This is a genomic window from Agrobacterium sp. a22-2, assembly GCF_012276985.1.
Taxonomy (GTDB): Bacteria; Pseudomonadota; Alphaproteobacteria; order Rhizobiales; family Rhizobiaceae; genus Allorhizobium.
In genome coordinates, this window is record NZ_JAAXMM010000006.1 from 170632 (window position 1) to 182656 (window position 12025).

Annotated in this window: 12 protein-coding genes; 11 read left to right on the plus strand and 1 reads right to left on the minus strand. The window is 60.8% G+C overall.

Annotated features, from left to right (window positions below; genetic code table 11):
• The first annotated feature begins 11 nt into the window (after window positions 1–11).
• The 5 genes from sdhC to HFC70_RS11475 are packed head-to-tail and all read left to right on the plus strand — an operon-like array spanning window position 12 to window position 4349.
• Window positions 12–407 (plus strand): succinate dehydrogenase, cytochrome b556 subunit, encoded by a 396-nt coding sequence (gene sdhC / locus HFC70_RS11455; RefSeq protein WP_168473371.1) that lies wholly within the window; start codon window positions 12–14, stop codon window positions 405–407.
• 13 nt (window positions 408–420) lie between these two features.
• Complete coding sequence (sdhD, locus tag HFC70_RS11460) at window positions 421–801, plus strand: succinate dehydrogenase, hydrophobic membrane anchor protein (RefSeq protein WP_168473372.1); 381 nt, start codon at window positions 421–423, stop codon at window positions 799–801.
• A 6-nt stretch (window positions 802–807) separates the two neighbouring features.
• Window positions 808–2649 carry a succinate dehydrogenase flavoprotein subunit gene (gene sdhA, locus HFC70_RS11465; RefSeq protein WP_168473373.1) on the plus strand — a complete coding sequence of 614 codons (1842 nt, stop codon included), beginning with the start codon at window positions 808–810 and terminating at the stop codon, window positions 2647–2649.
• 11 nt (window positions 2650–2660) lie between these two features.
• Entirely contained in the window at window positions 2661–3545 is an 885-nt protein-coding gene (locus HFC70_RS11470) for an FkbM family methyltransferase (RefSeq protein ID WP_168473374.1), read from the plus strand.
• A gap of 24 nt (window positions 3546–3569) precedes the next feature.
• Window positions 3570–4349: a succinate dehydrogenase iron-sulfur subunit gene (locus HFC70_RS11475; protein ID WP_168473375.1), complete on the plus strand. Its 780-nt coding sequence runs from the start codon at window positions 3570–3572 to the stop codon at window positions 4347–4349.
• A gap of 36 nt (window positions 4350–4385) precedes the next feature.
• On the opposite strand, the gene HFC70_RS11480 is transcribed toward HFC70_RS11475, so the two are convergent.
• Window positions 4386–6050 carry a calcium-binding protein gene (locus HFC70_RS11480; RefSeq protein ID WP_168473376.1) on the minus strand — a complete coding sequence of 555 codons (1665 nt, stop codon included), beginning with the start codon at window positions 6048–6050 and terminating at the stop codon, window positions 4386–4388.
• Window positions 6051–6358: 308 nt separating this feature from the next.
• Here HFC70_RS11480 and HFC70_RS11485 point away from each other — a divergent pair, with 308 nt between their 5' ends.
• The 6 genes from HFC70_RS11485 to sucD all read left to right on the plus strand — a co-directional run bounded on the left by HFC70_RS11485 (window position 6359) and on the right by sucD (window position 11886).
• Window positions 6359–6889, plus strand: coding sequence for a protease inhibitor Inh/omp19 family protein (locus tag HFC70_RS11485; protein ID WP_168473377.1), 531 nt, complete (start codon window positions 6359–6361; stop codon window positions 6887–6889).
• Between the two features lie 48 nt (window positions 6890–6937).
• A complete protein-coding gene (gene zapE / locus HFC70_RS11490; RefSeq protein ID WP_168473378.1) occupies window positions 6938–8101 on the plus strand; it encodes a cell division protein ZapE in 1164 nt (387 codons plus the stop codon).
• 177 nt (window positions 8102–8278) lie between these two features.
• Entirely contained in the window at window positions 8279–9241 is a 963-nt protein-coding gene (gene mdh / locus HFC70_RS11495; protein ID WP_168473379.1) for a malate dehydrogenase, read from the plus strand.
• Window positions 9242–9274: 33 nt separating this feature from the next.
• Window positions 9275–10468 (plus strand): ADP-forming succinate--CoA ligase subunit beta, encoded by a 1194-nt coding sequence (gene sucC / locus HFC70_RS11500; RefSeq protein ID WP_168473380.1) that lies wholly within the window; start codon window positions 9275–9277, stop codon window positions 10466–10468.
• 15 nt (window positions 10469–10483) lie between these two features.
• Window positions 10484–10984, plus strand: a complete 501-nt coding sequence (locus HFC70_RS11505) for a hypothetical protein (RefSeq protein WP_168473381.1) — start codon at window positions 10484–10486, stop codon at window positions 10982–10984.
• Window positions 10984–11886: a succinate--CoA ligase subunit alpha gene (sucD, locus tag HFC70_RS11510; RefSeq protein WP_168473382.1), complete on the plus strand. Its 903-nt coding sequence runs from the start codon at window positions 10984–10986 to the stop codon at window positions 11884–11886. Before HFC70_RS11505 ends, sucD begins: the two co-directional genes overlap by 1 nt.
• The last annotated feature ends 139 nt before the right edge of the window (window positions 11887–12025 follow it).

Genomic DNA, 12025 nt, shown 5'->3' on the forward strand with positions numbered 1-12025 from the left:
GCGAGGTCCTGATGGCGAATGTGACAAATAACCGGCCGTTATCGCCGCATCTGCAAATCTACAAGCTTATTCCGACAATGGCGATGTCGATCATCCACCGGATCACCGGCGGTGCGCTTTATTTCGGCACATTGCTTGTTGCCTGGTGGCTTGTCGCGGCTTCCACCGGCGCCGGTTACTACGAATGGGTCAGCTGGTTCATGGGCACGATCATCGGGCGGCTCATCCTGTTCGGCTATACATGGGCACTCCTGCACCACATGCTCGGCGGCCTGCGCCATTTCATGTGGGACCTGGGATATGGCTTCGAGAAGTCGTTCTCGACCAAGCTTGCCAAGGCCAACCTGATCGGATCGATCGTCCTGACCCTTGTGGTCTGGGTCATCGGTTACGTCATTCGCTTCTGAAGGGTCATCGAACATGGATATGCGTACCCCTCTGGGCAAGGTTCGCGGCCTGGGCTCGGCCAAGGACGGAACGGATCATTTCTGGCGTCAGCGCCTAACGGCGGTCGCCAATGTGCCGCTCATCACCTTTTTCGTCATATTCCTGCTGGTCTACGCCGGCGCCCCCTATGCGGATGTCGTCGGCGCCCTGTCCAACCCGATCGTTGCCGTCCTGATGGGTCTGGTGGTGATTTCCGGCATCGTGCACATGAAGCTCGGCATGCAGGTAATCATCGAGGACTATATCCATGTCGAGGGCGTCAAAATCGTCCTGCTGATGCTCAACACGTTCTTCGCGATTCTCGTCGGCGGGCTCTGTCTTTTCGCCATCTTGAAAATCGCATTCGTAGGATAATTCATCATGGCACCCAACAGTTCCTCCGCCCCGAACGGCAAGGCCTATACCTATGTCGACCATTCCTATGACGTGGTCGTGGTCGGCGCCGGCGGCGCCGGTCTTCGCGCCACGCTCGGCATGGCCGAGCAGGGTTTCAAGACAGCCTGCATCACCAAGGTTTTCCCGACGCGCTCCCATACGGTCGCGGCCCAGGGCGGCATTGCCGCCTCGCTGACCAATATGACGCCGGATTGCTGGCAGTGGCATCTCTACGACACCGTCAAGGGTTCGGACTGGCTGGGCGATGTCGATGCCATGCAGTATCTCGCCATGGAAGCGCCGAAAGCGGTCTATGAGCTCGAGCATTACGGCGTGCCGTTCTCGCGCAATGCCGAGGGCAAGATCTACCAGCGGCCGTTCGGCGGCCATATGCAGAATTACGGCGAGGGCCCGCCGGTGCAGCGCACCTGTGCGGCCGCCGACCGCACCGGCCACGCCATCCTGCATACGCTGTACGGCCAGTCCCTGAAGCACAATGCCGAATTCTTCATCGAGTATTTCGCGCTCGACCTGATCATGGCCGAAGACGGCCGTTGCACCGGTGTCGTGGCCTGGAACCTCGACGACGGCACCATCCACCGCTTTTCGGCGAAGATGGTGGTTCTGGCGACCGGCGGCTATGGCCGCGCCTATTTCTCGGCAACGTCTGCCCATACCTGCACCGGCGACGGCGGCGGCATGATCGCCCGCGCCGGCCTGCCGCTGCAGGACATGGAGTTCGTGCAGTTTCATCCGACCGGTATCTATGGCGCTGGTTGCCTGATCACCGAAGGCGCGCGCGGCGAAGGCGGCTATCTCGTCAATTCCGAAGGCGAGCGCTTCATGGAGCGCTATGCCCCGTCGGCCAAGGACCTGGCCTCGCGCGATGTCGTGTCGCGCTGCATGACGCTGGAAATCCGCGAGGGTCGCGGCGTCGGCAAGAACAAGGACCACATCTTCCTGCATCTCGACCATCTGGATCCGGCCGTTCTGCATGAGCGCCTGCCGGGCATTTCGGAATCGGCCAAGATCTTTGCCGGCGTCGACGTGACGCGCGAGCCGATCCCGGTCCTGCCGACGGTGCATTACAACATGGGCGGCATTCCGACCAATTACTGGGGCGAAGTGCTGAACGCCGATGCCAACAACCCCGAGCGCATTGCGCCCGGCCTGATGGCAGTCGGCGAAGCCGGTTGCGCCTCGGTGCACGGCGCCAACCGTCTTGGCTCCAACTCGCTGATCGACCTGGTGGTGTTCGGCCGCGCCGCCGCCATCCGTGCCGCGCAGATTATCGACAAATCAGAGCCGATCCCGGCTTTGAACGTTGCCGCCTGCGACAAGATCATGGAGCGCTTCGACAGCATCCGCAATGCCAGCGGGTCGACGCCGACCGCCGTGCTGCGCGACAAGATGCAGCGCGCCATGCAGGAAGACGCGGCCGTGTTCCGCACCCAGGAAGCGCTGGAGAGCGGTTGCCGCCGCATTTCGGCGATCTGGAAAGAGCTCCCCGATGTCAAGGTCACCGACCGCTCGATGATCTGGAACTCGGATCTGGTCGAAACGCTGGAGCTGCACAACCTGATGGCCAATGCCATCACCACGGTCTATGGCGCGGAAGCCCGCAAGGAAAGCCGCGGCAGCCATGCGCGCGAGGATTATGTCGACGGCCCATTTGCCGGCCGCGACGACGTCAACTGGCGCAAGCACACGCTGTCCTGGGTCAGCGAGGCTGGCGACGTCAAGCTCGACTATCGCCCTGTCCATACCGACCTCATCGCCGAAGGCATCGACCCCTACAAGATCGAGCCGAAGGCGCGCGTGTACTGAGGAACGACACGGTGACCACACAGGCCCTGCCCATTGAAAAGGAATCGTCCCTGCGCCCTGCGCAGGGGGCGTCCTTTGGCGCATGGGCGCCGACGCCGATCCAGAAGCTCATTCTGGTCCTGGCCCATCACACGCCGCTTGGCCGCGGGCGCGGGCGGCGTCTGGCGGCGGCCATGTTGCGTCGCCTGCGTGACGGCCCGATCGATTACACTTTGGGCGGCTCGCCGTTCCGCTTCGATATCCGCGACAATTCCACCGACCGGCAATCGTTGCTGCATCCTGGATACAATCGCGAGGAATTTGAATTTCTCGCCGATGCAATGGGTGAAGGTGGAGTGTTCGTCGATATCGGCGCCAATGTCGGGTTCTTTTCGGTGAAGCTTGCCGCACGGTGTGGGGCTGGCTGCCGGGTGATCGCCATCGAGCCCAATCCGGTCGTTCTGGAGCGGCTGCGCTTCAACACGGACGCGATGCGGGACCGGATCACGGTGGTTGACCAGGCCGCGGGCCGCGCCGAGGGCGTGGCTCGCTTCCAGAGCGGGGCAACCAATCTGGGCGAGAGCCGGTTTGATGCCAATGGCGAAATCGAGGTTCAGGTCAGGCCGCTGCAGAGCATTTTGCAGTTGCAGGGCGTGACGCGGGTCGATGCCCTGAAGATCGATGTCGAGGGTTTCGAGGATGACGTGATCCTGCCCTTCTTCGCGACGGCACCGAAGACGCTGTGGCCCAAGCGCATCGTGATCGAATTCACGGCGCGCGCCGACTGGAAGGACGATTGCATCGCCTGCCTGCAGGACTGCGGTTATGTACTGTCTTCGAAGACCCGTGGAAACATGTTGTTTGAACTCGGCGATGCCGCGACGCATCGCCTCGCGGGATCTGGCCCGTCCAGGTAACCGTCAAATCTAAGAGGCTTGTCAATGGTTGAACTCGCTCTGCCAAAGAATTCCCAGATCAGCGAAGGCAAGGTTTGGCCGAAGCCGGATGGTGCGCGCAATGTGCGCGAATATCGCGTCTATCGCTGGAGCCCGGATGATGGCCAGAACCCGCGCGTCGACACGTTCTACATCGACGTCGACGACTGTGGTCCGATGGTGCTCGACGGTCTTCTCTACATCAAGAACAATATCGATCCGACGCTGACATTGCGCCGCTCCTGTCGCGAGGGGATCTGCGGGTCCTGCGCGATGAACATCGACGGGACGAATACGCTGGCCTGCACCAAGGGTATGGACGAGATCAAGGGAACGGTGAAGATCTATCCGCTGCCGCATCTGCCTGTCGTCAAGGATCTGGTGCCGGATCTGACCAATTTCTACGCCCAGCACCGCTCGATCGAGCCCTGGCTGAAGACGGTTTCGCCGGCGCCGGCCAAGGAGTGGAAGCAGAGCCACGAGGATCGCCAGAAGCTCGACGGGCTTTATGAGTGCATTCTGTGCGCCTGCTGCTCGACCTCCTGCCCGAGCTACTGGTGGAACGGCGACCGCTATCTCGGACCGGCCGTCCTGCTGCAGGCCTATCGCTGGCTGATCGACAGCCGCGACGAAGCCAAGGGCGAGCGCCTCGACAATCTGGAAGATCCCTTCCGGCTCTATCGCTGCCACACGATCATGAATTGCGCGCAGACCTGTCCGAAGGGGTTGAACCCCGCCAAGGCGATCGCCGAGATCAAGAAGATGATGGTCGAGCGCCGGGTGTAAACCCGGCACTTGCGCCACGGGGCCGCGGACGAGCTTTCAGAAGAGAAAGCTGTCCGAGGTCAGGCTGTGGCGCCCTTCGAGGACCAGCGCAAAATCCGCTCTCGTATCACCCGTGGCTTCGATCGAAACGATCGTGTTGGTTCCCGAAAACTGATAGCGGATCTGCGGGCTTTGCCCGCTGCTGAATGCGCTCGTTCCAATGAAGTGGTTTTCCGGGATGTCTAGGATATCCTCGAAAAGGCTCAAGGCGCGGAGGTCGATCCTGTCGGCAGTCGTGAAGCCATGGATCGTGTCGCGGCCGCTGGTGCCGACCGTGGAATCACCAAGGCTGGCGTAGACAAAGACATCCCGTCCAGCCTCGCCGTAGAGATGGTCGGCGCCTTTTCCGCCGTCCAGCCTGTCGTTTCCGGCTCCACCCCAGATCTGGTCGTCGCCGCCGCTGCCCTTCAGGGTGTTGGCTGTCTCGGTGCCGGTCAGCTTGTCGATCCCCTTGCCCCCTATGACGTTTTCGAACCCGGACACCTTGTCTCCCTGGGCATCGCCGCCTGAAACAATCTGCTTGACGAGATTGACCACCACACCTTTGGTGGATGTCGAATAGTCGAGGGTGTCATTGCCGGTTCCGCCGGTCAGCGTGTCGGCACCGCTGCCGCCCGAGACGGTGTCATTGCCGGCACCGGCAATGATGACGTCCAGACCGCCATTGCCTGCGAGGACGTTGGCCGATGCCGTTCCTATAAGCTTGTCGGCACCCTTGCCGCCACGGGCACCTTCGAAGCTCGCGATGATGTCACCCTGCGCATCGCCTCCGGACACCCTTTGCTTGACGAGATCAATGATGACGGCGGCGCTGCTGCCGCTGTAGTCGACGAGATCGATGCCGCTGCCGCCCTGCAACGTGTCCTTGTCCGCTCCACCATTGATGATGTCAGCGCCGCTGCCGCCAGATAAAGTGTCAGCGCCGGCCCCGCCAATCAGGATATCGTCGCCGCCGAGGGCTTCGACATGGTCGTTGCCAGACCCGCCGGTAAAATGCAGCGTCTCGATGTCGATGATGCTGCCCCCGAGCCCGCCGATCGTCGCCTCGCCGGACCATAGCTCGATGGTGATCCCGATGCTGGTGCCGGCGCGGCGGAATACGAGCGTGTCCTCCCCGCTGCCGCCGTCGATGGTGTCGCGTCCCGACAGGCTGGTGAGAACGTCATTCCCGGCTTCTCCTTCCAGCAGGTCATGACCGGTGCCACCGTCAAGTGCGTCATTGCCAGATCCGCCGAACAGGTAGTCATCGTCGCTGCCGCCGTTCAGGAGATCATTGCCGCCGCCGCCATAAATCTTGTCATCACCGGCCTCTCCGTAGAGCTTGTCGGCGATGTAGAGCGAGACGATCTCATCGAGCACCCATTGGTTGGTGGTCGGGTCGCGGGACATCGTAGATGTGTCGCCATAGATGTCATCGTCGTCAGCGCCGCCGTAGATGAGGTCGTTACCTTCCCAGCCGATGAGGTCGTCGCTTCCGCTGCCGCCCCAGAGCCGGTCATTTCCTTCGCCGCTGTAGATATAATCTTCGCCGCTGCCACCATAGACGCGGTCGTTGCCGTCCAGACTTTCTATGCTGTCATTGCCGTCAAGCGCGTCTATGACATCGTCATTATCGGTGCCCCGGAGATTGTCGTCGCCGTTCGTGCCATTGCGTATCGCCATTTGGTGTCCCACACGATTTTTCCATCTCCGTTATAATAACGGGAGCAAAGAAAGAAAACAGGCCTTGTCGATCGGCTATTGCAACTCTCCGACCGGGCAATATGTACTTCCCGATATCTGATGAATCATGCAATACATCGCCAGCTTCGAGGAGGTCAGGCCTCGTTCGGCGTGGTGGAAAGTCGATTGAAACGACTACGGGCGATAAACACGCCGGCATGACCTTGATTTGCATGCCTGCTTTGCGATAATTCCGCCTTGTTTCGGGATAACAAACCGGACAGTTGCGGATAACCGGGAGTGTTATGATGAAGTTGAAATATGCAGCGGCTGGACTCGCGGTCGTTCTTTCGCTCGCTGGCTGCCAGCGTACATCCTACACTGGCTTCAATTCTCCTTCTCCCTCTTCGGCTCTTCCGCCGCTTCAGGCGCAACCGGTTCCCTCCGTGCAGTCCGGCCAGTTGCCGCCGCCGACCGCGGACGGCTCGCAGTTTCCGGCACCTCCGGCTGGTGCTGCACCGGGCACCGAGATGGCGAACGCCGTTCCGGCCGCCGCCCAGGATATCACCAAGGAGGCGATGGTCGGCAACTGGCGCGTCAACAATGCGGGCAGCTCCTGCGACATGTTCCTGACGCTGACCAATCTCGGCAGCGGATCGCGCGGCGGCACGCGCGGCTGTGCAGGCCCGCTGACGACGATGGGATCCTGGGAAGTGGCCGGCAAGCAGGTGGTTCTCAAGGATCGCAACGGCAATGTCATCGGCCGCCTCTACAAATCCGCGGAAGCCCGTTACGACGGCACGACGGATTCGGGCCAGCCGATCAGCCTGAGCCGCTAACAACGCGACCTGCAACGGCGGGAGCGTCCGCTCCCGCGGAGTTCCTTCATGCAGCCAATCCCGGATTACGCGCTGAGCGTCAGCGAACAGCTGAAGTCTCTGACGGAATCGGGTGCCTTGAGCGCCGATGCGGCCCAGATGGAAGTCGCCGGTCGGCTCGACCGCATCCTGGCCGATCTCAAGCAGAGACGCCCGGCGACGAAATCCAGCGCGCTTGGGTGGATGTTCGCGCAGCGCCGGCGCAAGCAGGCGCCGATCCCCGGCCTCTATGTGCATGGCAGCGTCGGACGCGGCAAGACCATGCTGATGGACCTATTCTTCAAGCTGGCGCCCATCGAGAAGAAACGCCGCGCGCATTTCCATGAATTCATGGCCGATGTGCATAGCCGCATCCATGCCCATCGCATGAAGCTGAAGGCCGGCGAGACGCGGCAGGCCGATCCGGTGCCGCCGGTTGCCGCAGCGCTGATGGCGGAAGCCGAGTTGCTCTGCTTCGACGAATTCTCCGTGACGGATATCGCCGACGCGATGATCCTGGCGAGGCTCTTTACCGAGCTGTTTTCCAAGGGTTGCATTCTGGTCGCGACCTCGAATGTCGAGCCGGATAATCTTTATCGCGACGGTCTCAATCGCGGACTTTTCCTGCCGTTCGTGACACTGTTGAAGCAGAATGTCGATGTGGTGACGCTGGATTCGCCGACCGACTATAGATTGGAGAAGATCGGGCAATTGCCGGTCTATCTGTCGCCGCTCGGCGAGGCGGCCGACAAGGGAATGGATGCGGCCTGGGCCTTTCTGGCCGCCGGCCGGCCCGAGGCTCCGACCGAAATCGCCTTGAAGGGGCGCTCCATACACGTAAGTCGATCGATCGGCCGCATGGCCCGTTTCACCTTTGCCGACCTGTGCGAGCAGCCGCTCGGCGCACCCGATTTCCTCAAGATCGCCGCCCGGTTCGATACCGTCTTCGTCGATCATGTCCCGTTGCTGAGTGCGGCCAGGCGCAACGAAACCAAGCGCTTCATCATTCTCATCGATGCTCTTTACGATCAGTCGGTGCGGCTTTTCGCGTCCGCTGCCGCGGAGCCCGAAGGCTTGCTGACAGAAAGGAAGGGAACCGAAGGATTCGAATTCGACCGCACGGTTTCGCGCCTGTTTGAAATGCGAAGTTCCGATTATCTGGAGCTTCACCGGCAGAAGCGTGCCGATTCATGACGGATGGACGACAAAATATCTTACGTTTACGTAAGTATTTAATGATCTAACCGATTGAAAACGTTGCTCTCAGAATTATCGGTTGCCATTTTATCTGGTTTCGACTAAGCGAAATGCCGCAACGGTCGGCATCGAAGCTATCCGGCCTTGGTTTTGGATCTAAGAGGAAGCACTTCAATGGCGCGCAACAAGATCGCACTTATTGGTTCTGGCATGATCGGCGGCACGCTGGCGCATCTCGCCGGCCTGAAGGAATTGGGCGACATCGTCCTGTTCGACATTGCCGATGGCATTCCGCAGGGCAAGGGGCTCGACATCGCCCAGTCTTCGCCTGTTGAAGGCTTCAATGCCAAGCTGACCGGTGCCAGCGACTATTCGGCCATCGAAGGCGCCGATGTGTGCATCGTGACCGCCGGCGTCGCCCGCAAGCCGGGCATGAGCCGCGACGATCTGCTCGGCATCAACTTGAAGGTCATGGAGCAGGTCGGCGCCGGCATCAAGAAATATGCCCCGAACGCCTTCGTGATCTGCATCACCAATCCGCTCGACGCCATGGTCTGGGCGCTGCAGAAGTTTTCCGGCCTGCCGAAGAACATGGTGGTCGGCATGGCCGGCGTTCTCGACAGCTCGCGTTTCCGCTTGTTCCTCTCCGAAGAATTCAACGTCTCCGTACAGGACGTCACCGCCTTCGTTCTCGGCGGCCATGGCGACACGATGGTGCCGCTCGCCCGCTACTCGACCGTCGGCGGCATTCCGCTGACCGACCTCGTCAAGATGGGCTGGGTCACCAAGGAGCGTCTGGAAGAAATCATCCAGCGCACCCGTGACGGCGGCGCCGAAATCGTCGGCCTGCTGAAGACCGGTTCGGCCTATTATGCGCCGGCGGCCTCCGCCATCGAGATGGCCGATTCCTTCCTCAAGGACAAGAAGCGCGTTCTGCCCTGCGCTGCCTATCTTTCGGGCCAGTACGGCGTGAAGGACATGTATGTCGGCGTTCCGACCGTGATCGGCGCCGGCGGCGTCGAGCGCATCATCGAAGTCGAATTCAACAAGAGCGAAGAAGAAGCCTTCCAGAAGTCGGTCGGTGCTGTTGCCGGCCTCTGCGAAGCCTGCATCAACATTGCTCCTTCCCTCAAGTAACCGCCACCCGGCCCACCAGACAGGGACTAGACGATGAACATTCATGAATATCAGGCCAAGGCTCTTCTGAAGGGCTACGGCGCACCGGTTGCGGAAGGCGTTGCGATCTTCTCGGCGGATGAAGCCGAAGCGGCTGCCAAGCAGCTTCCGGGTCCGCTCTATGTGGTCAAGAGCCAGATCCATGCCGGCGGCCGCGGCAAGGGCAAGTTCAAGGAACTCGGCCCCGACGCCAAGGGTGGCGTTCGGCTCGCCTTCTCGATCGACGAAGCCAAGGCGCATGCCAAGGAAATGTTTGGCAACACGCTGGTGACCGCCCAGACCGGCGAAGCCGGCAAGCAGGTCAACCGTCTCTACATCGAGGACGGCGCCGATATCGCCCGCGAACTGTATTGCTCGCTGCTGGTCGACCGCTCGGTCGGTCGCGTCGCCTTCGTCGTATCGACGGAAGGCGGCATGGATATCGAGGCTGTCGCCCACGACACGCCGGAGAAGATCCACACGATCGCCATCGATCCGGAAACCGGCGTGACGGCTGCCGACATTGCTGCCATTTCCAAGGCTCTCGAGCTTTCGGGTGCGGCCGCCGAAGATGCAAAGTCGCTCTTCCCGCTGCTCTACAAGGCCTTCAACGAGAAGGACATGGCGCTGCTCGAAATCAACCCGCTGATCGTCATGAAGAATGACCATCTGCGCGTGCTCGACGCCAAGATGTCGTTCGACGGCAATGCGCTGTTCCGTCACGACGACGTGCGTGCGCTGCGCGACGAGACCGAGGAAGACGCCAAGGAAATCGAGGCCTCCAAGTGGGACCTCGCCTACGTCGCACTCGACGGCAATATCGGCTGCATGGTCAATGGTGCCGGTCTCGCCATGGCGACGATGGACATCATCAAGCTCTACGGCAAGGAGCCAGCTAACTTCTGCGACGTCGGCGGCGGCGCCGGCAAGGAGAAGGTTGCTGCGGCCTTCAAGATCATCACCGCTGACCCGAAGGTCGAGGGCATCCTCGTCAACATCTTCGGCGGCATCATGAAGTGCGACGTCATCGCTGAAGGCGTTGTCGCTGCGGTTCAGGAAGTGGGTCTGAAGGTTCCGCTCGTCGTGCGTCTGGAAGGCACCAATGTCGAGCTCGGCAAGAAGATCCTGAACGAGTCCGGTCTGGCGATTACTGCCGCTGACGATCTGGACGACGCGGCGAAGAAGATCGTCGCGGCGATAGGGGCCTGATAGGAATTGAAAAGCTTGCTTGCGGCATTTTCAGCATCGAGCTTGCTGGGCCTCGGTTCAGCACCGGAGATGGACGAGGATCGCCTGATGGCGGTTTTCTTCCAGCTTCATGATGCGCCGCCCGATCCTGATGGCGTCGAGAAAATGCTTGAAGAGAATGGTTATGTACGCGTTTCCAGTATCGTTGGCGACCGTCAAGCCATTATCGAGTACGCTGATCGCAAGCAGCTTTTGTTCCTCATCTATGAACTGGAAAGTTACTCGAGTTTGGCAATCAACATCCAATCCTCGGTGTCTTTATATGAGACAAACGAGAAGTTTGCCGAGAAGCTGGGAAACCTGATGAGCGTTAGAATGGGCTTCTCGCCAGCCCCTTTCGAAGATGATGCCGGTTGGCAGGCTGTGGCCTGGCCCGGCGCAGACGGTTCAAGTGATGTAGCGTTTTCGGTAAGCCATAACACAGAGCATCAAGTAACAAGAATTTGGGGCCACAGGCTCCTTGTCGGAGACAAGTAATGTCAATTCTCGTCAACAAAGACACCAAGGTCCTCGTGCAGGGCCTGACCGGCAAGACCGGGACCTTTCATACCGAACAGGCTCTCGCCTACTACGGTACGCAGATGGTCGGCGGTATCCACCCGAAGAAGGGTGGCGAAACCTGGACCGGCTCGAAGGGCGAAAGCCTGCCGATCTTCGCGACCGTTGCCGAAGCCAAGGAAAAGACCGGCGCCGATGCGACCGTGATCTACGTTCCGCCGGCCGGTGCCGCAGACGCGATCATCGAGGCGATCGAAGCCGAAATCCCGTTCATCACCTGCATCACCGAAGGCATTCCGGTCATGGACATGGTGCGCGTCAAGGCTCGCCTCGACCGCTCCAAGTCGCGCCTGCTCGGCCCGAACTGCCCAGGCATCCTGACGCCGGAAGAATGCAAGATCGGCATCATGCCGGGTTCGATCTTCCGCAAGGGTTCGGTCGGCATTGTTTCTCGCTCCGGCACGCTTACATATGAAGCAGTCTTCCAGACTTCGAACGAAGGCCTTGGCCAGACGACGGCGGTCGGCATCGGCGGCGATCCGGTCAAGGGCACCGAGTTCATCGACGTGCTGGAAATGTTCCTGGCCGACGACGCCACCAAGTCGATCATCATGATCGGCGAAATCGGCGGCGCGGCCGAAGAGGAGGCTGCACAGTTCCTCAAGGACGAGGCCAAGAAGGGCCGGAAGAAGCCGATGGCCGGCTTCATCGCCGGCCGCACGGCGCCGAAGGGCCGCACCATGGGCCATGCCGGCGCCGTGGTTTCGGGCGGCAAGGGCGATGCGGAATCCAAGATCGAAGCCATGGAATCGGCTGGCATCAAGGTTTCGCCGTCTCCGGCGCGCCTTGGCAAGACACTGGTCGAAGTCCTCAAGGGCTGAGATCTTGATTGAATGCCAGGCAGGCGGGCCGTTCGAGCGAGGTCCGGCTGCCTGGATTTGCCGTCTGCAGGACAATTGACGTTTTGCAGGCGGGGCGAATGGAAGACATCAGCGGTCGTCGCGGACGATCGTGAAAAGC